Origin of the sequence: Formicincola oecophyllae (genome assembly GCF_006542395.2) — a bacterium.
GTDB lineage: Bacteria > Pseudomonadota > Alphaproteobacteria > Acetobacterales > Acetobacteraceae > Formicincola > Formicincola oecophyllae.
In genome coordinates this window covers 480,109-504,761 of the sequence record NZ_CP038231.1, presented here as the reverse complement: position 1 = coordinate 504,761, position 24,653 = coordinate 480,109, and the positions used below count along the sequence as shown (strand labels likewise).

The window sequence follows — 24,653 nt, the reverse complement described above, 5'->3', positions numbered from 1 at the left end:
AATTTTAAGGCGTTGCCATGAAATAAGGCTTGCAGGGCAGGCATGATTGGCCTACACAAAGGCCACGGCTTGCAAGCCTGCCTCGTCCCATTCGTCTAGAGGCCTAGGACGCCGCCCTCTCACGGCGGCAACAGGGGTTCGAATCCCCTATGGGACGCCATTTATTTCAAGAAATGGCAGTTAATTGCCGAATTAACCCAGGGTGTTTTACTCCCCTGGGTTTTATTTTATTCAATGGCATCCGGCTGTTTTAAAGCCGTGGGAGTCCGCTGAGGATTACTAACGGCGCCCAGGCTTTGAGGGTTTCAGAACAAAACAGCAGCCTGTTTTACTAACGGCCCCTGTTGTTTTACTCCTGCTGTGACTGTGGACTACCTGCCTGTTCCTGGGCTTTGGCGATGTGTTGGCAGGTGCGTTCAAACTAATCGGGCTCAACCTCGACACGCGCAAAGGGCAGCCTAACCCTAACGCCGGTCACCCCTGTGCTACCGTTTCCCATATAAAAACTCAAAAACTAATGGCTCAAAAACGGGCAGATTTGGGCTTGGCTCACGATAAAGCTGCAGCAGCTCAGAGAGAACGGCAACTGGCTTGGCTGTCTGGTGGTGTTTGCGCTCAGCGTGAGCGCTGACTGCCAAGCTTCCATCCCTTCCTAAGTCCAATGGGGCCAGCATGGGTTAAAGGGATAACCCTACATGGTTCAATTAACATCAGACCATGGGATTTAAGCATGACAGGGCCTTTTTCGGTAACTCTTGACACATCCATTCTTCAAAGCGCTCCCGATGGCACAGCTGACGCGCCGGGTTTCGCTTTTGCCCAAGCAACCAACACTGGCCTTTACCGCAATCAGGATGGCAATGCTGTTTTGACCACCCAAGGGCAGGATGTCCTGGTTCTGGATCCTGAAGGTCTGGACTTCGACCTCAAGGATGCCCCGCTGCTGCCATCGCCGTTATCACTTGGGCAGGCATTGAGTGGTGTTGACGTCACCCCTCAGATGTTTGACGCAGAGAACGCGATTGCCAACCACAAACCTTGTGACGCCGCTATTGAGCGTGCATTGGCTTATTTGGCCAGAACAGGCGGGGGCATTCTCAAGTTCCCGCGTGGCTTTTATTATTTGGACAAAAGCATCAACATCACCACGTCCAACATTTGGCTGGTTGGTGTGGGGCATGGCAGCACCGTCCTGAATTTTCAAGCCAGCAGTAATGCCATGAATGGTGTTCGTTTCACCGTCAACAGTGAAGGTCAAACCCAATACAGGGGTGGTTGCCTGGATATGGCGCTTGTGTGTAAAGGCACGGCGCAGGCAAGTGACGCCGGCACATTTGGGCTGTGCACTGATGCCACGGACGATCTTCTATTCAGGTGCCTTACCATTTCAGGCTTTGCCAATGGCGTTGGCATTATGAACACGGCCAACACGGTGCGGGTGCAGGACATCGACGTTTCAGACGTGGCCAATGATGCTTTCTATGTCAACAGCCCCACATCCCAGTACCTTGTGGGTTGCACAGGGTACCAGAATTTCACTCCCACAGGCGCTGGCTTCCACATTCAGCGCACGGGCGGCTTCATGATGACAGATTGTGTCTCAGGTGGTTATATCTCTGGATGCCTCATCGACCCACCTGAAGGGGCGACAGTGCAGGATGGTCAGATCTTGAACTGCAATTTCGATGACAGCCAGAGTGTCAACATCAATGTAGACACCACCCATGGTGGCTATGCTATTAATTTGGATTTTACCAATGCGCGCACAGGCTGGAGCGGAAAATACGGCGTAGCCATTAATGGCGCCAACACAACGGGCGTGAAATTCCTGGGCGGTTCCGCCAGCCGCTGTCTGCAGCATGGCGTGCTCATTGAAGGGGGCAACAACATTGAGTTCCATGGTTTCCACAGCCGTGGCAATGGTGCTGAAAACCCTGGCCTTTATGATGGCTTTGCCCTTACAGGGGGGGAGAGTATCGTGATCGTAGGAGGCATGGCCGGCCCCTACGCGCCCCGCAACAGCTCAGAGACCTATGGTCTTTCGCAGCAATATGGCTTGGTGGCGTCATCCACCTTCACAGGTGCGTTGCGCGTTGTAGGAACCAATTTGCAGGGCAATCTGGCAGGCCCTGTACTGCTGGATGCTCCCCAGGCAGACATCAGCTTTACCCAGTGCATTGGTTACACCCCGGCCCATTGAGGGTGACAGCCACGCTGTTCTGCCTTTCTCTGGGGTTGGCCCTTCTATTCAGCTTTTGGCGGAGCTGGCTAGTTGTTCAGGCATTTCAACGTCAATCTCAAGCGTGGAGCAGTCCTGCTTGCGGTCAAGCTTGATATGGACCATGTCCTGCTGCACTGGGACATGACGTGAAAGAACGGCCATGATTTCAGTGCGGAGCTTTTCAATCAACTGGTTGTCGCCGCCATGGCCGCCCCGGCGCTCATCAACCAGAAGGATTTTCAGCCTGTCACGCGCAACACGGGCGGAAGGGGCTGCTGGACGTTTGCCCAAAAGGCGGTTGAACAAGTTCATCAGACCCTCTTTCTGAACAGAAAATCAAGGAAACCGCGCTTCTCTGTTGGCACGGTCAAGGGAATGTCTTTGCCTTCCAGACGCTGCGCTGCCTCAAGATAGGCTTTAGCGGCAGCGCTTTGGTTCGTGTTGGCCGACAAGGTGACAGGGCGGCCAATGTTGGAGGCGTTCAGCACATCCTGACTTTCAGGGATGATGCCGATGATGGGCACATTCAATACCTCCAGAACATCCTCCACATTCAGCATTTCCTGCTTGGCGGCCCTGGCTGGATCATAGCGGGTGATCAGCAGGTGCTTTTTGATGCTGCCGCCGCCTTCCGCCACTGCGGTGCGGCTGTCTAGTAACCCGATGATGCGGTCGGAATCGCGCACGGAGCTGACCTCAGGATTGGTGACGATGACCGCCTCATCAGCATGGTACATAGCCAGCTGCGCCCCACGCTCAATCCCAGCGGGACTGTCGCACAGAACCCAGTCAAAGCGTTTGCGCAGCTCATCCATGACCTTGGCCACGCCTTCCGCTGTCAAGGCGTCCTTATCGCGGGTTTGGGAAGCTGCCAAGATGGAGAGGTTGGGCCGTTCCTTGTCCTTGATGAGGGCCTGGGCAAGGTTGGCATCACCATTGATGACATTGATGAGGTCAAACACCACCCGGCGTTCCGCCCCCATGATGAGGTCCAGGTTGCGCAGCCCGACATCAAAGTCCACCAACGCCACATTGGCCCCACCACGTGCAAGCGCTGCCCCCAAGGCCGCAGTGGAAGTGGTTTTGCCCACACCGCCTTTGCCAGATGTCACGACAATAACTTTTGCCATCAGGGGCTGTTCCTCTTTAATCCGCTTGTGGCCATTGAAACCTGGTTAGGTTTTGTGCGCCGGGTTAGCGCACGAAGGTGCCGTTTCCGGTAGAAAACGATTCGTGCGCGGTGTTTGTGTGCCCAGCTTACAGATTTTGACGCGAAATCCTACGCCCCAGCCTGCGTTTATGGCATTTTGGCGGCGTTTTTTAGAAGAAAAATACAAATAACCGCTCTGCTGTGCGACCAGCCCCGGTACCATCAAAGGCGCTTTGCTTGTGAGGTCCTGCATGGCAGCACCCTTCGCTTGGGCCAGTCTTGGCACGGTCAGCTGTTAGCAAAAGGCAGAATGTTGAGGCGTTCCCCATCAAGGGTGACGCGTGCTGGCTGGCCATGGAGGGCATCTGGGATTTCCTCTGCCACCATGTAGTAGCCATTGATAGCGAGAAGCTCTGGTTCAAAGCGCGTGGTGTAGATTTGCGCCGTGCTGTCGCCCGCTATGCCTGCAATGGCACGGCCACGCAGGGCGCCGTAGACGTGGATTGACCCCCCAGCCATGACTTCAGCCCCTGAGGAGACCGCGCCCAGGATGACGATGTTGCCTTCAGGGTTTTCCACACTCTGCCCGGAGCGCACAGGCCGGTCGATGAGCATGGTGCGTAGCGCTGGCGGTGGTCCCGCTTCGGTGGCTTGCTGGTCGCCTGCGCCATGGGCTGGTGGTTTTTCACCATCAGGCAGGGCAATGGGGCCGCGTGCCTGCCCCCCTTTAAGGAAAGGTGGCCAATCCCAATTTTGAAGGGCCGGCCATGATGGGTCGGCCTTCTCAATAGCGATGATGTTGAGGCCACGCTGGCGCAAATCAGTCTGCAGGGTGTCCAAGCCTTCGCTTTGGGCATCTAGCAGGGAGAGGTCAAGCACGATGGGGCGCCCCTCAAACACTTTGGGGGAGGCTTCGAATTGTTTGTCGAGCGCTTCTAGCCAAAGCTTGAGAGGTGCTTCCGGCGTCAGAATGAAGGACATGTAAGTGCGCCCACGCGCCCGCACGCGCAAGCTTGGCTTAGGGGGCATGTCTTCTGGGCGCGGCGCAATGGGGTTGCCTGGCGTGGCGGGCATGGGTCACCTGTCAGATTCGCTGAAAGAAAACGGGCTGGTTGGCCCGCACGACAGACCTGGCTACAATCTCGGAAGAGGGGGCGCAGGACTTCTGAAAGGTCGCCCTTCCAGGGCGATCGGCCATTTTCTAGCACGATGGGAGCAGGAAAGTCATTTCCTGTGGTCGCCAACACCGTTCCAGCCAGTTTACAGGGGCGAGCACGGGCCATTCAGGCCTCTTTCATCTGTCAAAGGTACTGGCCTGACCCTATTCTGAACTTTATGGCTGCTGCATTAATCGCGTATTCTCATCGGCACCTCCCACCTGACAGGCAGAACCATGCGCACCCTTCATCATGTGCCCCACCACCCTCCAAGCCGTCTTGTTCGTTTGGCGTTGGCTGAAAAGCGCTTGCCTGTGGAGCTGCGCTCGGTGCCCATTTGGGAGCGGCCGGAGGATTTCCTCATCCTTAATCCAGCTGGGGAAGTGCCTGTCCTGCGTGACCGTGAGCCCTTGGCCAATGAAGCCCATCTGGCAGGCGCTCCTGGTGCCCAACCACCCAAGTTGCTGACGCTTTGCGGTGCCTCCGTCATTGTGGAGTACCTGGAGGAGGCCTATCCGCAGATCAACCTCATGGGGCGCACTTTGGCCCAGAAAGCTGAGACGCGCCGTTTGGTGGATTGGTTCATGCGCCTTTTCGATCGTGACGTGACAAGTGCCTTGGTCGGGGAGAAGATCGACAAACGCCTTTCACGCCAAAGCGTTGATTCAACTGCCATCAGGCGTGGTTACAAAAACCTGAAGTTCCACCTGGATTATTTGGGATGGCTTGCGGAGACGCGTTCATGGTTGGGCGGTCATGACCTCAGCTTGGCTGATTTCGCGGCAGCAGCGCAGATCTCCACCCTTGATTATTTGGGGGAGATCAACTGGCACCAGGTGCCAGCAGTGCGTGATTGGTACAGCCGCATTAAGTCGCGCCCCTGCTTTAGGGGGTTGCTGAGTGACCGGGTGCCAGGGCGGCAGCCGCCAGCCCATTATGCGGACCTGGATTTCTGATGGCTCCCAACAATCCTTTGCCTTGTGGGGCCCTGGTGATTGGCGCAGGCGCTGCTGGCATGATGGCCGCAGCACGCGCAGCCCAAGGCGGGGGGAAGGTCATCCTGCTTGACCACGAGCGTGAAGCAGGCCGCAAGATTCTCATCTCTGGTGGGGGGAATTGCAATGTCACCAATATCCATGCTGATGGGCGCCCAACCCTCCATGGTGTGGAGCGCTACGTGTCGCGCAACCCACGTTTTGCCCGCTCAGCGCTGAGCGTCTTCACCCCCCAGGACATGTTAGATTGGTTGAAAACTCACTCCATCACCACGGTGGAGAAGGAGGCAGGGCAGTATTTCTGCCAAGGCACCACGGAGAGTGGCGCCAAGCTGCTGCGTGACGCCTTGCTGCACCAATGCCACCAATCCGGTGTTCAAGTCAGGCTGGGCTGCACGTTGATGGCCTTGGAGAAAAAGCAGGGTTTATGGAGCGCTTGCTGGCGTGACAACGCCACAGGACAGGTTTTTGAAAGTGTGGCGCCCCATGTGGTGTTGGCCACAGGTGGCAAGGCCATCCCCAAATTGGGCGCTACTGGCCTGGCCCTGGAAATGGCAGCGCGTTTAGGACTTGAAGTGGTATCACCCGCGCCGGCTTTGGTACCGCTCGTTCTGCCTCCTGAAGCGCAGGGGACCACCAGTTCCTTAGCGGGTGTCTCCCTTGAGGTGTGCACGTCTCTGCCCAAGGGTTCAGTGGCGGCCGGAGTCAAGAAGGCGCCCACCTTCAAAGCTGGTATGGTGTTCACTCATAAGGGTCTTTCTGGACCGGCTGTGCTGCAGATCTCCAGCTATATGGCCACGCCCCAAAGTGCAGTCTTGGTTGATTTGCTGCCTAATGATGGCACGGTGGAGCAAACGCGCCAGCGTTTGGAAAATATTGTAGCGGCGCGCCCCAAAGCCAGTGCCTTGGCCTTGATGGAAGGTTTGCCACGCCGTTTGGGGCAAGCGCTGGTTCAGGAACTGTTTGATGACCGCCCCCTTGCAGCCCAGCCCCGCACAGCTTTGCTGGCACTGGTGGAGCGTTTACGCCGCTGGGTAGTGCAACCTTCTGGCACGGAAGGCTACACAAAAGCCGAAGTCATGCGGGGTGGTGTGGCCACATCCGAACTCAATCAACGCACAATGGAAGTGAAAACACACTCAGGGCTTTACATTATTGGTGAGGCAGTTGACGTGACAGGCTGGCTGGGTGGTTACAATTTCCAATGGGCGTGGGCCAGCGGCCACGCGGCAGGCAGCGCTGTGGCAAGTGCCCTGGCAAAGGCGCGTGACCCAATGGCCCCCATGTGAGTGACCACAAGCTGCGTTTCCCCCTGATGGAGGAAGCCCTGCGCTGGGCTGGCAAAGCACGCGCCCAGGGGGAGGTGCCTGTCGGCGCTGTGTTGAGTGACACACGCGGGCGCATTTTGGCGGCAGCTCACAATCAGGTGGAAGGGCCAGGCCAATGCGCTGCAGGCCATGCTGAAATGCTGGCCATGGCTGAGGGTGCGCGGCGCTTGGGGCAAAGCCGCCTGGTTGGCTGCACCTTGACCGTCACCTTAGAGCCATGCGCCATGTGTGCGGCCGCCATAGGGCATTTTCGCATTCAGAAGTTAGTTTTTGGGGCGTATGACTCCAAAGGGGGCGCTGTCACGCATGGTCCGCGGCTTTATGCGCGTGGGGGGAGCTTGCACAGACCCGGTGAAATCATAGGGGGCGTGCAGGAAAGGCGCTGTGGTGCGTTAATGCGTGATTTTTTCCAACAGGTGCGTTCTTCCCCCACCTCAGGGTAGGGGCGCTGTGGGGAGGACCGGTTGGGGAAAAGGATTGGCGCGCAAGGGGCTGGGGGTGACCTGTCGTGGCACAGGTGAGCCAGGCCAGCTGGCCGGCAGAGCTGTTGCTTGCCCCAGGCCCCGTTCCCGCCCAGCCAGCTGTACGGTGACATGACCTGTGCCGTATTGCCGCAGCGCCCCCGTGATCATGTCCACACCCAGGCCAAAAGGCCCCCCAGCCACCAGGTTGCCCCACACCCAGGGGTTGAGCCTGCTGTCCTGCTGAACATAGCTGTAATCATAGCGGCTTGCGTCCGCCCCTGTTTTCAGGCAGCCGATCATGATGCGCCGGTCAGAACGCTTGACCTTGATCGTGCCAGGCGTGGCGGCGATGACCCCAACACGCACGCCATCTTGGTAAACGGCGCAGGTGCTGCCAGGTGGGCTGGTGTTGATGTGCAGGGTTTGCATTTGGCCCGTCATCACTGTGGAACATCCTCCCAGGAAAAAGAGGTATGCCAACAGGGGGGTAAAACCATAGCCAGGGATAGGGAAACGCGTCATGTACAGACCAGCAAGCAACAAGGGGACACCAACAAGTTAGTTCAAACTAGCTTTGTTGGATTTTGAAAACGAGTTTTTGTTGAAAGTCTTTGGTCCGGAGGCATGGTTATGAAGACCTTCTCAAAGGTTGCTGAGGTTGCCCAGGCAAAGTCCTGCTGGCCTGGGGCCATCAAAGGGGCCGGGTTGGCCTTCCTGTGGTTTGGGATGGGAGGAGGATGGGATCAAGCCAGCGCCCAAGCGCAGACCCAAGCCCAGCCACCCCATTTCACGGTGGAAAGGGTTGGTGCTTGGCAGTGCGAGAAACTCAGGCTCCCCCTAGTCCCACCAGAGAACGGGTCGTTGCTCAGTTTTCCCTGCACGTTGGGAAAGGCGCCATCAGAATCATCGCCCACAGTGACCTTGAGCGCCTTCAGGGGCGCTGTGACGGTGACCATCAGCGAAATTCTGGCAACTAAGCCAGAAGGGCCAACAACACCGCCAGCGCAGGTGAAGCTTGCAGGCATGACTTTTAATGCCACGAACGGCCACAGTTCCCTGCGCCCTTTGCGCGCCAAGGCTGGACCACCCCCTTGGATGCTTGTCAGCCAGGCAACAGTGCCTGCTGGCCACGGGGGATCCTTCCTCAAAGCGCTGGCCCACGCCACCACGTTGGAGCTGGCTAATGGGTCCTCTAGGGTGATAAGCCCTGTGAAGGATGGCCAAGCTGTGGCCACTTTCCTGACCAGCCACCAGGGGGAGAAATACTTCCTCCCCTGATGGGCGCAGCGCTTTGCCAGGTTGGGTTGTTAGTTCTGGCGTGGTGGGTTGTCCATAGGGCCAAGGGGTTCGCCACCCAGAATGTGGATATGGAAATGTGGCACGACCTGACCAGCATCCTTGCCTGTGTTGGCCACCATGCGCCAGCCATTTTCAGCCAGGCCCAGTTCACGCGCCACGTGGTCAACAGCTTTCCAGAAGCCAAGCTGTTCATTAGCGGGGGCGTTCTCGATGAAGTCATGGTAGTTCACATAGGCCCCACGCGGCACAACAAGGACATGGACCTTGGCCACAGGTGCAATGTCACGGAACGCCATGACATACTGGTTCCCGTAAACCCACTCAAACGGCATTTCACCTCGCAAAATGCGCGCGAAAACATTGTTTTTGTCATAAGGGGGAACAACGACTTTGGGCAGTGGTTGTGATGTTGGCATTCTGATACCTCACTTTAATGCACGATGGATGAAGGCGCGCCCTTTCAGGGGTGCCTTTAAAAATCGCTAACAAAGGGACAATAGCCCTTTGGCCTTGAGCCATCACGCCCCGAAACCATATGGGGGGTTAACAATTTGTGAGGCAGGGTTGCCAACCACGCAGATGGGCATCTCCCAATCAACAGGGGCCAGCAAGGACCCGGGCCCAAAGTAGCTCAAGGGGCTTTTTGCTCAAGGTGTGATGGGGGCTGGGCCGACCAGCGAATATTGCACCTTGAAGAAGCTTTCCCAGCTTTTCAGCAATGTCTCAATCAGAACGCAGGCTGCCAGGATGTCCGTCAAGGTGCGCCTGACCAAGGGCTGGGTTTCTACCTCCAAGGCGTTTTGGGCAGCTTTTGTGGCTGCGACTGCGCGTTCCTCAGCGTGCAGCAGCGCTGCCTCACGCTGGGGCCTGGTCCTGAAGCGCCCCAATGCTGCCAAGGCCCGCAGCAAGGATTTGCAGCGCGCCACAACAGCTGGCGGCAGGGCAGGGGTTATAGGTTGAAGGGCTGATTTGAGGCGCATCACGTTCATGCCCAATGTCAGGGCAGCCAAAGTGCCGTTGAGGATGTCAGCCTGCAGCTGCAGGGGGACGTAAGTTCCCTGGGCATGGAGGCGGTTGGCGATGCGCGCGAACCTGTCCATGCCATGCATGATCCATACCCGTTCTGCATGCTGCAGCGCCCGCCGCCTGGCCAGGCGGCTTGACCAGGCGATGGGTGAAGCCATGGGTGCTGAGGCCAGGTGCACCACATCCAGAATGATGTGGCGCAAGGCACGCTTGAGCACAACGCGCGTGTCAAAAGGCCAGATGATGTGAAACGCCATGAAGCTCATCAAAGCTGACGCGATCAAGGCTGACGCCATGTTGAAGTACTGCAGCTCATTGGTCAGCATTTGGTTGTTAGGACTGTAGACCAAAGTCAGCATGAAGCCATAGGCCGCGGCAGCGTCAGCGGTGGCGGGGTTGGCGCGGGCCAGGCCGCCAAGCACCATCATGCTGCCCAGCGCCAGGGCGTAGGCTTCGTAAACGCTCGTCATGGGCAGCAGAACGAACACCAGCAGCCAACCGGCAAGCGTGGCGCAAATAGTGCCTTTAACAAAACTGAATGAACCAGCGCGCGCATCGTCCCTGGGCGCGAAGAGGCAGCTAATCACGGAAACCATGGTCACCAGGCGCATGCCCATGCTCCAGGAGGTGACCTCGTAAATGAGGGCTGAAGCCAGCACGACCAGGAAGGCGCGCACGCCATTCGATAGCGCTTGGACAGGGTCGCGCCACAAGGCATGCTTGAAACGGAACTTGTCTTGTTCAGGCACATGGGGGCGGGCGTGCTCAATGGCGGAGAACTCGGCAATAGCCAGTTCCAGGTCGCCCAGCATGTCGGCAAGGCCAGTGCGGATGACGCGTGCCTCTGGTGTTTCGTCAGAGGTCAGGTGGTCTTGGGCGCAGAGGGAGCGCACTTGGCGGATGTCAGCTAGCAGCGGGGCCACATCCCCGTGGAGCAAATCCATCTTGGCTTCCGCCAACAATTGCTGAAGAGCCGCCGTAATGGGGTGGTCAGGCAGAGTGCCGCGACCCAAAGCCCGCAGGCGCAAAGCCAACCCAAAGCAGCGCGTCAGGATCATCATCACCGCAGCCAGCATGGCACGGGCGTGGTCGATGGCATGAGTGTAGGGGCCCATTTCAAGCCCGGCGAACTCCAGCCGGCGCCCCAGCGTGATGACGGCGCCAATTTCACGCTCCATGGCATCTTCCGTGCCAGGCTGGTTGATCATCACATCTCTGATGATGAGGTTCAGCCCTGAAAGGATGTTCTGGAGGTTTTTGGTGGTGGCGCGCAGAGCCTGGCTTGCGCGGTCAATGGAGAACACGGAGCCCAGTATCGCTTCGCACACAATGCCCAGCACAACATAGGTGGCGCGGCCACAGGCGAAGGAGAACACGTGGTTGGCATTGGGTGCGGCATCAAGCGCGATGATGGCGCAGGTGTAGCCCGACAGGCTCCAGGCGTAAGCGCGGAAATTGCTGCTGAGGGTGGACATGCCAGCGCAGATGCCAGCCCACCCAGCCAAGGTGGGGAAGAACAGCCAAGGCGCCTGGGGCAGCAAGGCGGTGAAGGTCAGCGCCATGGTGGTGCCCAGGGCAGTTCCCATCAAACGCCAGCGCGCTTTGGAGACTGTCTCCCCGCGTGATGGCGCAGCCACAGCCCACACGGTGATGCAGGTCCAGCCAGGGCTGTCGAGCTCCATATACATGGCCAGCCCCAACGCCAGCAGGGCTGCCGCTGTGGTGCGGACGGCAAAAAGCACATTGGGCCATGAAGGCGCCAAAAGCCACGCCCATGGTTTGAAGCAAGCCTGCAGGGCCTCCAACATTTTTTTCAGGGCACTGTGCGTGGTGGGCGCGTTCAGGTGCGTTGTAAACGCCATGGCTGCCTGCAGTCCCCCATCATCAAGCGTTCTGGCTTTGTTGGGCATTCATGGGGATGAACATGGGAATTTTTCTAGAACGTATGTGACTATCCCCCCCACAAGCCCTGCAACCATGCGGGGTGTGGCATGCCTGCTCTGGGGATGGGCAGCGGTGCCGATGGGGTTTGTTGCTCAGGGCGCTCAGTGCTTAGGGGTGGGCACAGTCAAAAGAACGTTGGAAACGTTGCCGCGGGGTAAGGCATACACGCCCTGTAATGGCCTGGCGTTACACCAAAGCAGTCACGGAAATGCCGCCCCAGGTGACTTTGATCAGCAAAGCCGCAGGCAGCCGCTACAGCAGCGGGTTTGTGCCCTGCCCGCAGCAGGGCGCGAGCCTTGTTGAGGCGCACCAGAAGTTCAAAACGTTGGGGGGGCAGGCCATGAAGGCGCCTGAATTTGCGTGACCAGCCCTCACGGCTCATGCCAGCGTGGCGGGCGGCTTCCGTGACGTTGAGGGCTTGCAGGGACCGCCCACCCCAAAGGCGCGCAGCGTCTAGGGGGCCAACCAGCCCTTCCTGCACGATGGTTTGGATAAGGTCAGTCGCAATGCCTTCCTGGTGCGCTGCCTGGGCTGGGCGGGCGATGAAAAAGGACATGCAAATCAACGCCGGCCCTGATGAAGCATCCCCTGCTTGCTCAAGCCCTGCAAAGGGTGGGGGGGCGCCCTGAAAGGGGAAGTGGGCTGGCGCATGGTGCGGCAACAGTTCAGCGGTTTGGGGGGAAAGGGTGCGGTGGGGCACGCCAGCGGGGATCAACAGGCGCTCACCAGCCCGGAGGAGGCAGGTTTCGGGGCCATTCTCCCCCAAAAGGCGGAATTGGATCGCCCCCTTGAGGACAATAGTGACTTGGTCCTCATCATGGAAATGGGCTGGCAATGCCGGTGGGGCGCCCTGGAAACGGTTGACGTCATGCACAAGGGCATTGCCATGCTTGACGTCCCTAAGGCGAAGCGTTGGGCCAGGGCGCCAGAACGTCCATTCAGTGGCAAAAGGGGGGGTAGCCATGGTTAAAGGGCACTTATGGTGCCAAGCAAGGGCTGTGGCAGGCCCTTAGGTTTGGGCAGCGGTGGCGCTGGAACGGGCGCCTTCCTGGGAGGGGTAGGCAAGCCAAGGCTCAAACATAGCCTGAACGCGCGCCATAAGTGGCGCCACCGCGCTGGCACTGCACAGATTAGCCGCGACCTGTTCATCAAGCCATTGGTGGATGGCCTGTTCCGCCACCGCCCAGGTGGTGCGCTGCGCCACCAGGTCCTGCAGCAGCCGCAGGGCGCGTTCGCGCTCAGGGGGGTTGTGGGCGAAGCCACCCACCTGATCGGTCTCACCAAAGCAGCCTGGGATCATGCTCAGTGATATGTCGTCAAGTTGGTGGTTATGAACGGGCACAGGTTTTGAAACAGTCATGGCAGGCTCCTTTCAAAGCGACCTCATAGTAGGTAGGCCCTCCCCTTAACAGGTCATGGCGGCGAACCCAAAGCCAGCCATGGTACCAAGGTTGTGCAGATTTTCTTGGAGTGGTGAACAGGCCCCTTCAGCGGCCTCAACTATGCTTAAGGGCCTGCAGCAGGTAGGGCAGATAAATAAGAACCATGCTGACACAGCCTAACAAGCCGATGACCAGCAATGTGCTGTTGCGCGCCGCTTTCATGCGCCGCGCCTCCTCAGCGGCCAAATGGCTTGAATCAGGCTGGGGGGGAGTGGGTTTGGAATCAGGGGCCATCAATCATTCTCGTGTTCAAAGGGCGGCGTGTGGGGCAGGACACTCCAACGCGCAAGCTTTGCCCCCCATTTTCAGTGGGTTTTCATGTAAACCAGCATCGCAATGGCGATGGCGCTGCCAATCAACCCACCAGCGGTGATGACAATGCCGAGAAGGCGCCAGCTGGGCAGCCCTGCTGGCGTTGGGATAGGGGCATCTTCTGGGGGCGGAGTATGTGCAGGGTCGCTCATGGAAAACCTGTGGTGCGTGGGGCGGAGGCGCCATCATGGCATGGTCGCGCCCCCTTTCACAGCTATTCACGGGCTTGGCAGAAAAAGCTATTCTTGGCCAGGCCACCGTCCACAGCCTTTTGATGAAAGTCGTGCAGTCGCCATGGTAGATGAAAGCCCCCGTTCTGTGTTGCCCCCTGGGTTGGAAAACGACCCTAAGGCCATCGCCGCTGCCCTGGAGGAGGGGCGTGCTGGCATGGAAGCACACAAGCAGCCCTTCTGGTTCATTCGCCATGGGGAGACGGAAGCCAATGTGGAAGGCCTTGCCCTGGGGCGGGCTGACATTCCCCTCACAGCGCACGGGCAGGCTCAGGCCACAGCGTGTGGGCAAGCGTGCGCTGCGCTTTTCAAGGATGCCAAAGACGCTGCTACCTGGCCATTCAACCATATTGTCTGCTCCCCCATGATGCGTGCTTGGCAAACAGCCTGGAACATTGTCCAAGCCATTAAGGCTGCAGGGGGGCCTGAACTGCCCATCCGTTACGATCCAGACCTGACGGAAGTCAATTTTGGCCCCATGGAAGGCAAAAGCCTTTCAGATAATAATTGGTTTGAGGCATGGGCCAACGGGGCGCCCCTGAAAAATGGTGAAAGCCGCGACCTTCTGGCATTGCGTGCGCTGCGCGGCCTTTCCATGGCGGCCTGTGAAGGCAAAGGGTCCTTTTTGCTGGTGGGCCATGGCGCCTGGTTCCGCGCTTTGCGTTTCGGGCTAGGGATGGCTCCTGGGCAAGCTGTTGGCGCGCCCGTTCCTAATGCCACGCCCATCCATATGGAGCCAACGCCCCAGGGATGGCGTGAAAAGGTCATGAAGGCCCCTGGCGTGGTGGGTGCCCATGACTGAGCGCGCCCAGCCTGAACAGGATCTTTCAGTATCCATGCCCACTGGCTCCATGCCCGCTGGCGTGGCGGCGCTCAAAGCCATGTTTGATGAGGCCCTTTTCCAGGCCTGCACCACAGGCCATGATAATTTGCGCTTCACCCTTGCAGATGGCTCCACGCACACGTTCCCGTTGATTTTCAAGAACGGCAACACCCTTGTGGGTGTTGAGGAAAAACCTTCTGAATTGACGCTTTATGAAGCCGAACCCCAGGAAGATGACCCAGACGATGATGGTGGGGACACAGCAGGCCCCGATGTGAAGCTGCTTAAAGTAGTGGCGGGGCCGTGGACTGCTGGCGAGGTGCGGAGCATCAGCGTTTTCTGAGGTTGCACCTGGTCAAAGCGTTAAGCCACCTAGTTGCTTCAGAGGCATTCCTTCATTTTCAGGTCTGCCCAGCGTTCCCCCCTCTTGTTTTCAACCAGGGGGACACACCATTTAAAAAGCGGCCGAAGAGTTTTTAGGCTCTTCCAACGCTTTTCAGGAGAAATAGCATGTTGCGTTTCCTCACATTGGTTTTTGGTATTGTGGCGACTGTTATGGGTGGTTACGGCATTTACCGTTACAGCCGCGGGGGCCGCAAAGCCCTTGATCATGACATCAACGAAGCTTCCGACAAAGTGAAGGCCGGCGTTGAGCACGCACGTGAAAATGCCCATCAGCTCAACAGCAAGGTGGAGTCTGCTGCTTCTGACATGGCAGCCAAAGTCAAGGCCTAACCGTCACCCCTTTTGGGCAGCGGCAAAGGCGCTCACGGAACTGTTGGTTCCATGGGCGCCTTTGTTGCGTCAGGAGGAAAAAGCTGGCGCCCACCAGGCGGTTGAAATGAACAGCAGGAAAAGCACCAAGGCGGTTAACGCCAGTATTTTGGTGTCACGCTTCATGTAAGGCTGCACCACAGCCTGTGGTTGGCTTTTCGCCTGGGGGTCAGGTGGGGTGGTGTTGTTTGCTTGTGGCATGGTCACGGTGTGGGGCCCTGTTGTGGCAGCAGTGGTTGTGAAGCAGCCCGTGCCACGCTGGCTGCTTGGCGTGCTGGGGCAGGCACGGTGGCCAAAAAGGTGGCCGTGTTGCGGATGGCAAGGCTGGTCCAACCCACTAGGCCAGCCTGGCCGATAGGTGCTGTGGGGTGTTGGCGGCAGTAAAGCCGTGCTGCTGTTAAAAGAGGCGCCGTGCTGTTAAGGCTTTTGCCCAGGCAGGGCAATTGATAGGCCCCTTGCAAGCTGTGGCACATGTTCTCAAGGCCGCTGACCTCCCCCAGAAGCCAGGATTCAACTTCAAAATCATGATTGGTGCCAGGCTGGGCGCCCCAGCTGGCACAGCTCTGCTGGCCCACACCATAATAGACGGCAATCTGACCAAGCAGTTGGGCAACGCTTTCAGCCCCTGTGACGCTGGGCAGGGGGGAAGCAATGGTTTGGCTGTCGGCCGGGGGGACTGCCATAGCAGCATGGCCAGCGCAACAAAGTGCTGCCAAGGCTGCCAAGCAGCCCCGTGCACACTTCCCGGCAAAAGTTCGGGCGAAGGGTTGATGGGGTGCTTTCATGGTTGAACCCCTTGTTGGCCTGTGGGGCGCTGGGTTTGTGGCGCAGGTAATGGTTGGTGGCGTGCCAATGCAGCCCATGTCGTGGCGGCGGCAAAACCAATTCTCGCTTGGGGTTGGCGCAAGCAAAGGGCGTGGGCCATGGTGACAACCAGCCCCGTGTTGGCTAGGCGCGATCCCAAACAGGGAGGCGATGTCATGCCATGCACCAAACGGCAGATGTTTTCCTGGCCTGTAACCTCACCCACCACCCAGGCTTCATAGAACTGATTCAGCGCTGGTTGGGCAGCCACCTTGTTCCAAGCGGCGCAGGACTGGTCCCCTGCGCCATAATAAGTACTAACGCCAGCCATAGGGTTGGCAGCTGCTTGGGGGGGCAAGTGGGGCTTTTGGGCACACCCCACCAACATAGCAGCCACTAGGGGAGTAAATTTCCACAAAGCTTTCCGCACACGGCTGGGACGGGCAGCAAAATGACGTGGGTTGGGGGGCATGGCCTAAAACACTCTAAACACTCTGTTTCTGTTGCGCTTCCATATTAAAGGGACAAGGCAAAAAGAAACACCCTATCATCTTGCAGCGCATCAACGCATGATGTGGGCTGACTGCCTAACCCTGCCATGAGGGCAGGACCCTTAAGGAGGAGGAAGAGCATGAGCTCACATCACAACCACAACATCAAAGACAAATCAGCAGAAGTCGGTCCAGAGGCCCTGGTGCAGCTGGAGCGCATCGCTGATGCGACTGAGGAAACCGCTGTCAACTCCAACCGCGTTGTTGGGTTTGCCCGTGGCATCGCCTGCATGGTGGGTATTATGCTGACCATGTCACTGCTTTGCTGCCTTAAGCGTTGCTGCAAAAAACGTTGCAAAAAAGGTTCTTGCGACAAGTAACCCTGCTGCTTCAAGGGTGTGCAAGGCGCTTTTCAAGCGCTGCCTGGGCCGTTTCAGCTTCATCCATAGTGTGCTGAGCGGCCTTTGCCATATCTACAGAGCTGTTGCGGCGCCCTTCATCAAGGCGTTGCAGGGCTTGTCCCATTTCACCAGGATTGGATGACGGCAGCGCCGCCTGCGCGGTCACCGTGCCGTGCCGTGCTTGGGCACGTTGGGCTAACACCTGCCAATAGGGCTTGAACACTTGCCAGTTAGCCCGGTCAACGGTGCCTAACACCATGCAGGTGCGTTCAGTCTGCACCACTAACGGCACTTCATGAAGGGCAAGCCCCTTACCCGCAACCAAACCCGCCCCAGGGCGGCATCGAATAGGGTTTAAATCAAGGTGGCTTCCGTCTGTTAGCCATAACAACAGGGGGGCCGTTTGGCACAAGCCAGAATAGTGCAGGCGCGTTCCATCAGGGCTAGTTTCCAGCAACAAACTAGACTTCGTCCCCGTTAAGGGGGAATGGCCTTCATAAACCATGGCTGGTGAAAGATCTGCAGCTTTTGGTGTGAGTGTATCAGCCACATAACGCCAGGCGCCTTGGTTGTAGGTCACATGTTGGCAACGGGCGCGTAATGCTGCCATGACGGCATCACCATGACCGTGCAAAATCAAAGGTTTGCGGGCATAGACTGCTTCACCATCAGGGGGTAACGCACCTTGAACTTCCCCCAATAATCCTGGTTGGTGGGGATTGGTGGCTTTGGAGGGGGCAGGGGTTTTATCCTGGACGCCTGGCAAGAAAAGCCTGGTGCTTAACTCGTTATTGATTTGGGCCGGTTGCGCCCAGGCTGGATTGCCGCAAAAAGAAAATAACCCAACGGCCCAGATTAGAAACCCTTTTGAGAGCAGGTGATTGGAAGCATAGGCGCTCATAAAGAGATCACCTGCAGATGCTCTTGGGGCAGCTATAAAACAAGGGGTCGATCATAAAGTCAGTCATAAAACCGCCTGCCCAATAAAGGAAGGACGGCCAAGCAGAACAGACATAATAAAACTGGTTTGGAGCGGGCGAAGGGATTCGAACCCTCGACCCCAACCTTGGCAAGGTTGTGCTCTACCCCTGAGCTACGCCCGCATCTTCAAAGCCAGTGCTGCAAACTATGCCATAACATCCATCGGCCCTGCAAGTACCAAGTCGACCTTCCAAGGGCCAAAACGAACATGACGGGCAGGTAAGGCATGTTCTATGGGGGCTTTCCTGGGATTCATGCTTTGCGATGGTAGAGGCACTGCGCACTAAAATTCACTTAAACAGAAAGCATGATTAAAGGCATAGTCAAATGTTGCTTAAATGGGCACCCTTAAAGTCATGGTAAAGTAACTGCACCTGCTCAACGCGGCCAGTGAAGCGTCCCTTCACACGCAGCCTGATTTCAACGTCCCTCAAATCATCCAAAACGTAAAAGGGTAGTTCAATCGCGCAGGTAATTTCCTTGTCCTGCTGAAGGTTAGAATGGCTTTTGAGGGCAAGAAGATTTTGCCCTTTGTTGAAGGCAATATCCAGATTTAGTTCAGCTAAAGGACTGAAACAGCCTCGCAATGACACTTTTACACAATAGGCGCCCTTTCCAAGGGGCATATAAGGACCAGTCATCATGTAGTGGTCTTCCCAAGAAGACTTTTCAAAAGGTGGGTATTTATCCGTGATGTCCATGACCGCTGACGGATTGGAGGTAATGAATTGATGAGCTTTAGATGTAAAGTGTGTGATCTGCGGTTTAAGGCCAAGGCTGTAAAGGGAAGAATTATCCAATAGTAAGTCCTGAATAACCAACAATTTCTCTGTCATGGTCCAGGTTGGAATGGCAACTATGGGCATGATTTTGAATATATTCACTGCCTAATAAAATCTTTTCAAGAACTTCATGGTAGGTTTTTAAATAGCCCAAAACATTCACGTTAAAACCCAGCAAAAATTCAGTGATGATGGAACGCAATAGGCCAAACGCTTGAAGTAGATGGCAAACCAATGATCAAAATAAGAAATGAATTGCACACTAACACCTGGCAATCCTGCAATATTCTCGCCCTGCAAAACATCTAATTTGTCATAGCAAGAGACAAACACTGTGACATGAGTTGGCGGAGGAAAGGGGCTTTTGCTCAAGAGAGACTTCAAATTGAAGAACTTCTGGAGTGCTTTAGGTAGCGTTTCATGGGAATGCAAAGAGCGCATGTCACCAATGGATCGGCATAGAGTAGGGTCCAGCATAGTCTGGGGTGAAAAGCCACTACTTCAGAGCCTTTAATTAAGTAGTCATAAATTATGGTTGAATAACCACCCATGTTTTCGCCCATACCCGGGACTTTTTTGTACGGTTTGAAAATATTTTTAAGTTAGTTTAGATTATAACGAAAGTTATTTCTAGATCATTAGATTTTTAAGGCACCAATGGTTATTAAGATCCTTTAAAAGGACACTTAAAAAATCATTATTTTGAAGCAATCCTTCCATATCAAATTTATTATTTTTAGAACCATTGTCATTAAAACCACTAAAAACAATAATTAGATGATCTGTTTTAAGAAGATTAGTTTTAACCCAGGGTAAAATTTCATTTTTAGATTTAGCTTTAATCCATTTCATCGTTAATTTCCGAATGTTAGAAAATAAGAAATTTTGAATAAAATGTTTATTTTCTTAGCGTTTAAAGACACCTTCGTTAAAGATCAATACGTTAAGAAATAATTTTCATTAGCTTGATTTTCCGCCTAATTTACTTGATGTTTTAATGATCCTCAAAAGGTTTTTGAGGTATTTTTCTGAACCAGGAGGCTTAACCTCATGCTGAATTTGATGAATGTCTACCAAAATGTGTTTGACAAAAAACACGGCGAAAAAATCCCTGGTCCCCATGGTGCCGCAGGTTGGCGCACCATGAATGGCGTTGACGCCAATATTCGCAAGCGCCTTAACGCTTATGTCATGGAAAACGCTGGTACACCCCTTGATGAATCCCAGGCCAGCCGGATTGCCGGTGCCTATGTGGAGTTTTGCCTGCACACTTGGGGTGAACAGGGCACTGGCGATGAAGCGGCCAATTTCCAGACCTATGTGCAGGATGCGCTAAAGAACTGATTTTCCCGCTACAGTACGGTCCCTGACCGTAGCTTGTGGAAACTCAAAACCCCAGTCCTGACAAGGATCTGGGGTTTTCTACATTTTTCACAATGTAAGGTTTGGTTTGATGGTGAAGGTACCTAGGCAAATTCTTGGTGGTGGAAACCAATGGCCTTTCAGGAGAACACTTTTGCCTCAACCTTCAAGGACAGCGCAGCGCCTTTTTACAGGGCATTGCCAATGTCATTGCCAAAGGCCCCAGCACCAGCAGCCCCTGCGCCGCCTTCAGCCTGAATAGCGCTAGCATCACCTTCAACGGGTGCTGGTACAACACTCATATCGTCAGCCATGTAGGCTTTGTTGTTTTCAATGTCAGCGCCATGAGCCTTGGCTTCAGCTTCACGCTTGGCGCGCTCCTCATGGCGTTCTTGGTCACGCTTTTCATCGTGGGCTTTGCGTTCTGCCTCGTGCTGGGCTTTGCGGGCGGCTTCATTTTTGGCCAGGACAGCGTTTTCCCCGCCTTCAAAAAACTGTTTAACGCCCTGTGCAGCGTCCTTGGCTACGTCTTCAATTTTTTTCTCAATGCCCATGGTGCCAATTCCTTTTGTCATGTCAGTGGCGGTAAGTTTAAAGGGCAGCTGGGGCCCATACCAGCACAGCCCCCGCAGCCCTGCCCCGCTTTTACCCTTAAGTCTTCAATCTGTTGCGGGTTCGCCAGCTGGGCCGCAAGGTAGCCCATTCATTGTGGGGTAGTCTGTATAACCTAGAGATTGCTCCTCCCGCGGTAGGAATTCGCCGTACCAGGTTTTCTTGTCGCTTTCAGCCACATTAGCAGTCTGGCCTTGGGCCAATTTTTCAAAACGCTTGACCAGGTCTGGGTTGGCTATGAAGGGACGCCCGAACGATATGGCGTCAGCTTTTCCGGTGCCCACCACCTGTTCAGCTTTTTGAAAATCGTAATTGCCATTCAAGACCAAAGGATTGGTGAAGACCTTACGGATTTCAGGGGACAATGGCGCCTGCTGGGGACCTGGCGCATTGGGGTCTGCATGGGGGTTGAATTCCTTCACGCCAAGCCAAGCCACCCCCAATTGCTGCAGCATGGCCGCCACGGGCACGAAAAGAGCCTTGGGATTGCTATCCACACAGCCCAGGATTTCACCATTGGGGGAAATACGCACCCCTGTGCGGCCTGCCCCAACCGCCCCTATGACAGCTACGCAGACTTCGCGCAGCAGGCGCATGCGGTTTTCAACAGAACCACCGTAAGCGTCGGTGCGGTGGTTGGTTGAATCACGCAGGAACTGGTCGAGGAGATAACCATTAGCGGCGTGAACCTGCACCCCGTCAAAACCAGCTTTGATGGCGTTTTGGGCGGCTTGGGCGAACTGCGCCACTAAAGCAGGGATTTCATCCAGACGCAGGGCGCGGGCCATGGGGTATGGTTCCTTACCTTCCCATGTGTGGCCCAGCCCTGGAGCTTGGGTCGCGCTGGCGCTAACAGGCTGCGTGCCGCCATTCATGGTAGGGAACACAATGCGCCCCCCGTGCCATAGCTGGGCAACGATCTTGCCACCGGCAGCATGAACGGCATCCGTCACAAGGCGCCACCCCTTGATTTGCGCCTGTTCCCAAATGCCAGGTGCGTTGAGGAAGCCACTGCCTTGCTGGCATATGGCCATTGATTCAGCGATGATCAGCCCAGCATCAGCGCGTTGCGCATAGTACTGGGCCATGAGGGGGGTTGGCACCCCATCAGGCGTGGAGCGCAGCCGGGTTAGCGGTGCCATGAACACGCGGTTTTTGCAGGGAATGGCCCCAAGTTGCAGTTGGTCAAAAAGTGTGGTCATGGCGGTTTTCCTGGCTTGGGTGGAATGGAAGGTGAAACACGTGCGTGATGTGATGATAGACCAGACCACCAGCTTGCCCAGGGGCGGTAGGGCCCTTTTTGCTGGGTACGTCATTTTAACTAACGCCAAGCGGGCTTGTGGCGTACTGGCCGGTTTGTGCTTCGTCATGTTGGCAAGCTGCGAAACCCCCTTGGAGGACCGCGCCTGGGACGTGACGATGTTCGTTCGTCAGGAGGACGGCAGCGACATTCGGATCCTCAAGCGTCATGACGTCACCATGGAAGCCGCCCTCAACGTGGCAGCGTGGTGGGCATGGCCTGCGCGCCAGAAAGCAGCCGGCAGGCTTCAGCCACCATCACCGCCCAGCACATGGCCCCCGCCTGAGGAACGCTCCCACCAGCCTAAAGGTTGCCTCCAGGAGCGCACAGGCCATGATTGGCAGTTGGGCACGGTTCCTATTTGCCGCCCCGTTACCATTGCTGTACGGGAAAACGGTCATTTAGTGGCACAGCTTCAAGGCCCTTTGTCAAACAGCCAGTTGTTGGTGACTATGGCTGACCTTCATGGGCATTTGGTAGCATCGTGCCGTTACCACTTGAATTTTGAATGGGGCTGCCCTGGCTATGGACGCACGCCTGGGGATGTGGCGTGGTGTTGGCAGCGTGATGAAGCCTTGCCTGCTGGTTGCGCTGGCAGCGTGCCTGAGAAGGAACTGATCAAAGGGGTGACGGCAGCTTCCCTGCCTGCACGGGATGATTTTGCCGAACAGGGTAAGGAGTGAGGGCGTTTGGCAGGAAAACCTTGTTTTAGGCGTGGTTTTTTGGTGGTGTCGCAGGCATTGCCGCGTACAGTTATTTCATACTGGACTGTTCAGAATGCTTCAGAATGTCCTTCAAAAAGCGTTGGTGCGTTTCCCCGGGCCATTGCTGGCTGTGACCATGCTGGCTGGCTTCTGCCCGGGCCTGGTACAGCCAGCCCATGCCTTGCCTAATCCAGGCCTGCTTGCAGCGGCACGCCACGACATGCAGTCGGCATGGGCGGAGGGGGGGCTGGCTGCAGCCAGCACGGCGCTGCGCCAATGCTACAACGATGCGGCCTGGGCCAGTGTCTCCGCCTATGATCCGCGCACAGGCCCGGAAATCCCCACTGCTTACCGGCACATCCGCAACAGCTTGCACTTGAAAACATGCCTGGCCATGGATTTGGCCTTGGTCGCGCTTGATGAAAGCTGGCGCCGCCAAGGCCTGCAATCAGGGCAGGGGCCACGCGCCCCCATGACGCCCTTCCTTGACCCCAGCCGCAGCCTGGCGCGGCAACTGGTCTACGGCATGGCCGTTTTCCCGCACTCTAGTGATTTCTCGCGCTTTGTGGAAGGGACGGCTGACTCTCTGCGCCAAGGCTTTGACGTCACCCATTTGGGGGAGGCGCAGCCAACCAACGGCCCGCAAGATGTTGAAGGGGAGGTTTCAGCAGCTGCGCCTGATTATGACCATGTCAATGGCGTGGCACGCGTGCTGCACCTCCTGGGCACTAAGGCAGAGCAGCTTGAAATGGAAAGTGGCCTTCAAAAAGGCTTGGTGGGTCTGGGCATTGCGATAGCCACATTGGTGCCTGCTGCCCTGGCGTTGTGGCTGTACTTCCTGCCCACATGGTTGGCTGGTGTGGTGCGGGCGCGCCATGGATTGGTCATTTTCCTGGTCAACCTCCTTCTGGGCTGGACGGGTCTTGGCTGGCTAGCCGCCCTCTGGATGGATTGGCGCTTCAAGGCACCTCCCCTCCAGGCTGGTGCTGTCCAGCCCGTTTACAGGCGCATGAAATGGTGAATGCGGACGGACCCCTCAGGCCCCCATGGTTTTGAGCTTGCCCCTGAAATCATCAAGGCTGCCGTAGCCTTTTTCTTTCATGATGGCCCGCAGTTCCTCTGAAAGGCGCTTGAAGACGCCTGGCCCTTCACGCCACAGTTCCGTTCCCACCTGCACCGCATCGGCACCACACAAGACGTGCTCAAACACATCCTGCCCTGTGCGGATACCACCTGTGCCGATAATCTTGATATCTGGGTGCAGGCGCAAGCGCATGGCACGCACATTAGCAAGGGCTGTTGGCTTGACCAGCTCACCGCCAATCCCACCGAAGCCGCCCTTGGGCTTGATGAGGACAGTTTCGGTTTCCGCATCGATGGCCAGGCCATTGCCAATGCTGTTAATCATGTTGACGTAGGCAATGGGGAAGCGGCCAACGGCCTCAGCGATGCCATCAAACTGGAAGAAATCAAAATAGGGCGGCAGCTTCAGCCCCAATGGCTTGGTGAAGTGGCTGAACACTTCCGTCAAAGTAGCCACCACAGCTTCAAAATCATAACCTAGCTGGGCTTTGCCGACCACATTGGGGCATGACAGGTTAAGTTCTGTTAGCCCTGTGAAGGGGCTTTGCTGAATGTCTTTCAGCATGGCCAGGTTATCCTCAATGGACAGGCCTGAAACAGAAAGGATGACGGGTTTGTGCTGGGCTGTTTCCGCGGCGACTTCAGCAGGCAGGTCTTGACCAGCCAGGGCTTGGCGCTGCGTGGCGTAGGCCAGGTAGTAACCCAGACCGCGGTTGGGCAGTCCCATGGAATTGATGCTGCCCAGAGGCAGGAGCTCCTGGCGGGGGGTGGGGTTGCCAGGTCGCGCTACAGGGGTGGCACTTTTGGTGGTTACCCCCCCCGCTTCAGAAGCGAGGACGGCATTGAGTTCTTGGGTGGTTTCGCAGCTGACGCCAGCAGCATTCGTCATGAGGTTGGGGAAGGCAATGCCTGCGATTTCAGTTGCCAGTGAGATGGTGTCCGTCATGACTGATTGTTCCAATTGGTTG

The 24,653-nt window shown here is 56.5% G+C and carries 31 protein-coding genes and 2 tRNA genes; 13 read left to right on the top strand and 20 right to left on the bottom strand.

Annotation, left to right across the window (positions count from 1 at the left end; translation table 11 throughout):
• Positions 1-84 precede the first annotated feature (84 nt).
• A tRNA-Glu gene (locus tag E3E12_RS02275) sits at positions 85-160 on the top strand.
• Positions 161-730: 570 nt separating this feature from the next.
• Positions 731-2,200, top strand: a complete 1,470-nt coding sequence (locus E3E12_RS02270) for a hypothetical protein (protein ID WP_141442879.1) — start codon at positions 731-733, stop codon at positions 2,198-2,200.
• A 48-nt stretch (positions 2,201-2,248) separates the two neighbouring features.
• On the opposite strand, the gene minE is transcribed toward E3E12_RS02270, so the two are convergent.
• From minE to minC, 4 genes are read right to left on the bottom strand one after another with little or no spacing between them, the layout of a single operon-like run.
• On the bottom strand, positions 2,249-2,533 hold the full coding sequence (gene minE / locus E3E12_RS02265; RefSeq protein WP_141442878.1) for a cell division topological specificity factor MinE: 285 nt from the start codon (positions 2,531-2,533) through the stop codon (positions 2,249-2,251).
• The gene (gene minD / locus E3E12_RS02260; protein ID WP_141442877.1) at positions 2,533-3,351 is read right to left on the bottom strand and encodes a septum site-determining protein MinD; all 819 of its coding nucleotides are present in this window, start codon (positions 3,349-3,351) and stop codon (positions 2,533-2,535) included. The genes minE and minD overlap by 1 nt, the downstream gene beginning before the upstream one ends.
• A 45-nt stretch (positions 3,352-3,396) precedes the next feature.
• A complete protein-coding gene (locus E3E12_RS02255; protein WP_141442876.1) occupies positions 3,397-3,624 on the bottom strand; it encodes a hypothetical protein in 228 nt (75 codons plus the stop codon).
• A 35-nt stretch (positions 3,625-3,659) separates the two neighbouring features.
• Positions 3,660-4,445 (bottom strand): septum site-determining protein MinC, encoded by a 786-nt coding sequence (gene minC / locus E3E12_RS02250; protein WP_240810543.1) that lies wholly within the window; start codon positions 4,443-4,445, stop codon positions 3,660-3,662.
• 319 nt (positions 4,446-4,764) lie between these two features.
• Between minC and E3E12_RS02245 the strand changes: the two genes are divergently transcribed.
• From E3E12_RS02245 to E3E12_RS02235, 3 genes are read left to right on the top strand one after another with little or no spacing between them, the layout of a single operon-like run.
• Positions 4,765-5,484 carry a glutathione S-transferase family protein gene (locus tag E3E12_RS02245; RefSeq protein WP_141442875.1) on the top strand — a complete coding sequence of 240 codons (720 nt, stop codon included), beginning with the start codon at positions 4,765-4,767 and terminating at the stop codon, positions 5,482-5,484.
• Positions 5,484-6,812, top strand: coding sequence for a BaiN/RdsA family NAD(P)/FAD-dependent oxidoreductase (locus tag E3E12_RS02240; RefSeq protein ID WP_141442874.1), 1,329 nt, complete (start codon positions 5,484-5,486; stop codon positions 6,810-6,812). The genes E3E12_RS02245 and E3E12_RS02240 overlap by 1 nt, the downstream gene beginning before the upstream one ends.
• Before the next feature lie 26 nt (positions 6,813-6,838).
• The gene (locus tag E3E12_RS02235; protein WP_141444006.1) at positions 6,839-7,294 is read left to right on the top strand and encodes a nucleoside deaminase; all 456 of its coding nucleotides are present in this window, start codon (positions 6,839-6,841) and stop codon (positions 7,292-7,294) included.
• Here the strand turns inward: E3E12_RS02235 and E3E12_RS02230 are convergent.
• On the bottom strand, positions 7,286-7,756 hold the full coding sequence (locus tag E3E12_RS02230; RefSeq protein ID WP_141442873.1) for a hypothetical protein: 471 nt from the start codon (positions 7,754-7,756) through the stop codon (positions 7,286-7,288). The genes E3E12_RS02235 and E3E12_RS02230 overlap by 9 nt on opposite strands.
• 474 nt (positions 7,757-8,230) lie before the next feature.
• Between E3E12_RS02230 and E3E12_RS02225 the strand changes: the two genes are divergently transcribed.
• Positions 8,231-8,593, top strand: a complete 363-nt coding sequence (locus tag E3E12_RS02225; RefSeq protein ID WP_149498223.1) for a hypothetical protein — start codon at positions 8,231-8,233, stop codon at positions 8,591-8,593.
• 29 nt (positions 8,594-8,622) lie between these two features.
• Here E3E12_RS02225 and E3E12_RS02220 read toward each other — a convergent pair whose 3' ends face one another.
• The 6 genes from E3E12_RS02220 to E3E12_RS08775 form a co-directional block, all read right to left on the bottom strand.
• A complete protein-coding gene (locus E3E12_RS02220; protein ID WP_141442871.1) occupies positions 8,623-9,030 on the bottom strand; it encodes an HIT domain-containing protein in 408 nt (135 codons plus the stop codon).
• A 231-nt stretch (positions 9,031-9,261) separates the two neighbouring features.
• Complete coding sequence (locus E3E12_RS02215; RefSeq protein WP_141442870.1) at positions 9,262-11,550, bottom strand: FUSC family protein; 2,289 nt, start codon at positions 11,548-11,550, stop codon at positions 9,262-9,264.
• A gap of 158 nt (positions 11,551-11,708) precedes the next feature.
• The gene (locus E3E12_RS02210; RefSeq protein WP_141442869.1) at positions 11,709-12,548 is read right to left on the bottom strand and encodes a helix-turn-helix domain-containing protein; all 840 of its coding nucleotides are present in this window, start codon (positions 12,546-12,548) and stop codon (positions 11,709-11,711) included.
• Positions 12,549-12,593: 45 nt separating this feature from the next.
• Positions 12,594-12,944, bottom strand: a complete 351-nt coding sequence (locus E3E12_RS02205) for a hypothetical protein (RefSeq protein WP_141442868.1) — start codon at positions 12,942-12,944, stop codon at positions 12,594-12,596.
• Positions 12,945-13,080: 136 nt separating this feature from the next.
• Positions 13,081-13,260 (bottom strand): hypothetical protein, encoded by a 180-nt coding sequence (locus E3E12_RS02200; RefSeq protein ID WP_141442867.1) that lies wholly within the window; start codon positions 13,258-13,260, stop codon positions 13,081-13,083.
• Positions 13,261-13,331: 71 nt separating this feature from the next.
• Positions 13,332-13,490, bottom strand: coding sequence for a hypothetical protein (locus E3E12_RS08775; RefSeq protein ID WP_168194354.1), 159 nt, complete (start codon positions 13,488-13,490; stop codon positions 13,332-13,334).
• Positions 13,491-13,530: 40 nt separating this feature from the next.
• Here E3E12_RS08775 and E3E12_RS02195 point away from each other — a divergent pair, with 40 nt between their 5' ends.
• From E3E12_RS02195 to E3E12_RS02185, 3 genes are all read left to right on the top strand, one after another.
• Positions 13,531-14,370, top strand: a complete 840-nt coding sequence (locus tag E3E12_RS02195) for a histidine phosphatase family protein (RefSeq protein ID WP_168194353.1) — start codon at positions 13,531-13,533, stop codon at positions 14,368-14,370.
• On the top strand, positions 14,363-14,734 hold the full coding sequence (locus tag E3E12_RS02190; RefSeq protein WP_141442865.1) for a hypothetical protein: 372 nt from the start codon (positions 14,363-14,365) through the stop codon (positions 14,732-14,734). Before E3E12_RS02195 ends, E3E12_RS02190 begins: the two co-directional genes overlap by 8 nt.
• A gap of 167 nt (positions 14,735-14,901) precedes the next feature.
• A complete protein-coding gene (locus E3E12_RS02185) occupies positions 14,902-15,126 on the top strand; it encodes a hypothetical protein (RefSeq protein WP_141442864.1) in 225 nt (74 codons plus the stop codon).
• Between the two features lie 69 nt (positions 15,127-15,195).
• On the opposite strand, the gene E3E12_RS08770 is transcribed toward E3E12_RS02185, so the two are convergent.
• The 3 genes from E3E12_RS08770 to E3E12_RS02175 form a co-directional block, all read right to left on the bottom strand.
• The gene (locus tag E3E12_RS08770; protein ID WP_168194352.1) at positions 15,196-15,372 is read right to left on the bottom strand and encodes a hypothetical protein; all 177 of its coding nucleotides are present in this window, start codon (positions 15,370-15,372) and stop codon (positions 15,196-15,198) included.
• Positions 15,369-15,848, bottom strand: coding sequence for a hypothetical protein (locus tag E3E12_RS02180; protein ID WP_141442863.1), 480 nt, complete (start codon positions 15,846-15,848; stop codon positions 15,369-15,371). The genes E3E12_RS08770 and E3E12_RS02180 overlap by 4 nt, the downstream gene beginning before the upstream one ends.
• Before the next feature lie 98 nt (positions 15,849-15,946).
• Complete coding sequence (locus tag E3E12_RS02175) at positions 15,947-16,441, bottom strand: hypothetical protein (RefSeq protein ID WP_141442862.1); 495 nt, start codon at positions 16,439-16,441, stop codon at positions 15,947-15,949.
• Between the two features lie 159 nt (positions 16,442-16,600).
• Between E3E12_RS02175 and E3E12_RS02170 the strand changes: the two genes are divergently transcribed.
• On the top strand, positions 16,601-16,840 hold the full coding sequence (locus E3E12_RS02170; protein ID WP_141442861.1) for a hypothetical protein: 240 nt from the start codon (positions 16,601-16,603) through the stop codon (positions 16,838-16,840).
• Between the two features lie 10 nt (positions 16,841-16,850).
• On the opposite strand, the gene E3E12_RS02165 is transcribed toward E3E12_RS02170, so the two are convergent.
• The 3 genes from E3E12_RS02165 to E3E12_RS02155 all read right to left on the bottom strand — a co-directional run bounded on the left by E3E12_RS02165 (position 16,851) and on the right by E3E12_RS02155 (position 18,708).
• Entirely contained in the window at positions 16,851-17,627 is a 777-nt protein-coding gene (locus E3E12_RS02165) for a hypothetical protein (RefSeq protein WP_141442860.1), read from the bottom strand.
• Between the two features lie 262 nt (positions 17,628-17,889).
• A tRNA-Gly gene (locus tag E3E12_RS02160) sits at positions 17,890-17,964 on the bottom strand.
• A gap of 201 nt (positions 17,965-18,165) precedes the next feature.
• Entirely contained in the window at positions 18,166-18,708 is a 543-nt protein-coding gene (locus tag E3E12_RS02155) for a hypothetical protein (protein ID WP_149498221.1), read from the bottom strand.
• A 966-nt stretch (positions 18,709-19,674) separates the two neighbouring features.
• On the opposite strand from E3E12_RS02155, the gene E3E12_RS02150 reads away from it, so the two are divergent.
• Positions 19,675-19,968, top strand: coding sequence for a hypothetical protein (locus E3E12_RS02150; RefSeq protein WP_141442858.1), 294 nt, complete (start codon positions 19,675-19,677; stop codon positions 19,966-19,968).
• 206 nt (positions 19,969-20,174) lie between these two features.
• On the opposite strand, the gene E3E12_RS02145 is transcribed toward E3E12_RS02150, so the two are convergent.
• Positions 20,175-20,540, bottom strand: a complete 366-nt coding sequence (locus E3E12_RS02145) for a hypothetical protein (RefSeq protein ID WP_149498219.1) — start codon at positions 20,538-20,540, stop codon at positions 20,175-20,177.
• A 105-nt stretch (positions 20,541-20,645) separates the two neighbouring features.
• Positions 20,646-21,800: an alkene reductase gene (locus E3E12_RS02140; protein ID WP_141442856.1), complete on the bottom strand. Its 1,155-nt coding sequence runs from the start codon at positions 21,798-21,800 to the stop codon at positions 20,646-20,648.
• A gap of 40 nt (positions 21,801-21,840) precedes the next feature.
• Between E3E12_RS02140 and E3E12_RS02135 the strand changes: the two genes are divergently transcribed.
• Positions 21,841-22,581 carry a hypothetical protein gene (locus E3E12_RS02135; protein WP_149498217.1) on the top strand — a complete coding sequence of 247 codons (741 nt, stop codon included), beginning with the start codon at positions 21,841-21,843 and terminating at the stop codon, positions 22,579-22,581.
• A 94-nt stretch (positions 22,582-22,675) separates the two neighbouring features.
• The gene (locus E3E12_RS08935; protein ID WP_206338656.1) at positions 22,676-23,623 is read left to right on the top strand and encodes a superinfection immunity protein; all 948 of its coding nucleotides are present in this window, start codon (positions 22,676-22,678) and stop codon (positions 23,621-23,623) included.
• Between the two features lie 15 nt (positions 23,624-23,638).
• Here the strand turns inward: E3E12_RS08935 and E3E12_RS02125 are convergent, their stop codons facing one another.
• Positions 23,639-24,631, bottom strand: a complete 993-nt coding sequence (locus E3E12_RS02125; RefSeq protein WP_141442854.1) for a dihydroorotate oxidase — start codon at positions 24,629-24,631, stop codon at positions 23,639-23,641.
• Positions 24,632-24,653 lie beyond the last annotated feature (22 nt).

Excerpts from the sequence above, each read along its gene's own strand:
- E3E12_RS02270 (WP_141442879.1), top strand. The coding sequence starts at position 731 with ATGACAGGGCCTTTTTCGGTAACTCTTGACACATCCATTCTTCAAAGC.
- minE (WP_141442878.1), bottom strand. The coding sequence starts at position 2,533 with ATGAACTTGTTCAACCGCCTTTTGGGCAAACGTCCAGCAGCCCCTTCC.
- minD (WP_141442877.1), bottom strand. The coding sequence starts at position 3,351 with ATGGCAAAAGTTATTGTCGTGACATCTGGCAAAGGCGGTGTGGGCAAA.
- E3E12_RS02255 (WP_141442876.1), bottom strand. The coding sequence starts at position 3,624 with ATGCAGGACCTCACAAGCAAAGCGCCTTTGATGGTACCGGGGCTGGTC.
- minC (WP_240810543.1), bottom strand. The coding sequence starts at position 4,445 with ATGCCCGCCACGCCAGGCAACCCCATTGCGCCGCGCCCAGAAGACATG.
- E3E12_RS02245 (WP_141442875.1), top strand. The coding sequence starts at position 4,765 with ATGCGCACCCTTCATCATGTGCCCCACCACCCTCCAAGCCGTCTTGTT.
- E3E12_RS02240 (WP_141442874.1), top strand. The coding sequence starts at position 5,484 with ATGGCTCCCAACAATCCTTTGCCTTGTGGGGCCCTGGTGATTGGCGCA.
- E3E12_RS02235 (WP_141444006.1), top strand. The coding sequence starts at position 6,839 with ATGGAGGAAGCCCTGCGCTGGGCTGGCAAAGCACGCGCCCAGGGGGAG.
- E3E12_RS02230 (WP_141442873.1), bottom strand. The coding sequence starts at position 7,756 with ATGACGGGCCAAATGCAAACCCTGCACATCAACACCAGCCCACCTGGC.
- E3E12_RS02220 (WP_141442871.1), bottom strand. The coding sequence starts at position 9,030 with ATGCCAACATCACAACCACTGCCCAAAGTCGTTGTTCCCCCTTATGAC.
- E3E12_RS02215 (WP_141442870.1), bottom strand. The coding sequence starts at position 11,550 with ATGCCCAACAAAGCCAGAACGCTTGATGATGGGGGACTGCAGGCAGCC.
- E3E12_RS02210 (WP_141442869.1), bottom strand. The coding sequence starts at position 12,548 with ATGGCTACCCCCCCTTTTGCCACTGAATGGACGTTCTGGCGCCCTGGC.
- E3E12_RS02205 (WP_141442868.1), bottom strand. The coding sequence starts at position 12,944 with ATGACTGTTTCAAAACCTGTGCCCGTTCATAACCACCAACTTGACGAC.
- E3E12_RS02200 (WP_141442867.1), bottom strand. The coding sequence starts at position 13,260 with ATGGCCCCTGATTCCAAACCCACTCCCCCCCAGCCTGATTCAAGCCAT.
- E3E12_RS08775 (WP_168194354.1), bottom strand. The coding sequence starts at position 13,490 with ATGAGCGACCCTGCACATACTCCGCCCCCAGAAGATGCCCCTATCCCA.
- E3E12_RS02195 (WP_168194353.1), top strand. The coding sequence starts at position 13,531 with ATGGTCGCGCCCCCTTTCACAGCTATTCACGGGCTTGGCAGAAAAAGC.
- E3E12_RS02190 (WP_141442865.1), top strand. The coding sequence starts at position 14,363 with ATGACTGAGCGCGCCCAGCCTGAACAGGATCTTTCAGTATCCATGCCC.
- E3E12_RS02185 (WP_141442864.1), top strand. The coding sequence starts at position 14,902 with ATGTTGCGTTTCCTCACATTGGTTTTTGGTATTGTGGCGACTGTTATG.
- E3E12_RS02180 (WP_141442863.1), bottom strand. The coding sequence starts at position 15,848 with ATGGCAGTCCCCCCGGCCGACAGCCAAACCATTGCTTCCCCCCTGCCC.
- E3E12_RS02175 (WP_141442862.1), bottom strand. The coding sequence starts at position 16,441 with ATGCCCCCCAACCCACGTCATTTTGCTGCCCGTCCCAGCCGTGTGCGG.
- E3E12_RS02170 (WP_141442861.1), top strand. The coding sequence starts at position 16,601 with ATGAGCTCACATCACAACCACAACATCAAAGACAAATCAGCAGAAGTC.
- E3E12_RS02155 (WP_149498221.1), bottom strand. The coding sequence starts at position 18,708 with ATGCCCATAGTTGCCATTCCAACCTGGACCATGACAGAGAAATTGTTG.
- E3E12_RS02150 (WP_141442858.1), top strand. The coding sequence starts at position 19,675 with ATGCTGAATTTGATGAATGTCTACCAAAATGTGTTTGACAAAAAACAC.
- E3E12_RS02145 (WP_149498219.1), bottom strand. The coding sequence starts at position 20,540 with ATGGGCATTGAGAAAAAAATTGAAGACGTAGCCAAGGACGCTGCACAG.
- E3E12_RS02140 (WP_141442856.1), bottom strand. The coding sequence starts at position 21,800 with ATGACCACACTTTTTGACCAACTGCAACTTGGGGCCATTCCCTGCAAA.
- E3E12_RS08935 (WP_206338656.1), top strand. The coding sequence starts at position 22,676 with ATGCTTCAGAATGTCCTTCAAAAAGCGTTGGTGCGTTTCCCCGGGCCA.
- E3E12_RS02125 (WP_141442854.1), bottom strand. The coding sequence starts at position 24,631 with ATGACGGACACCATCTCACTGGCAACTGAAATCGCAGGCATTGCCTTC.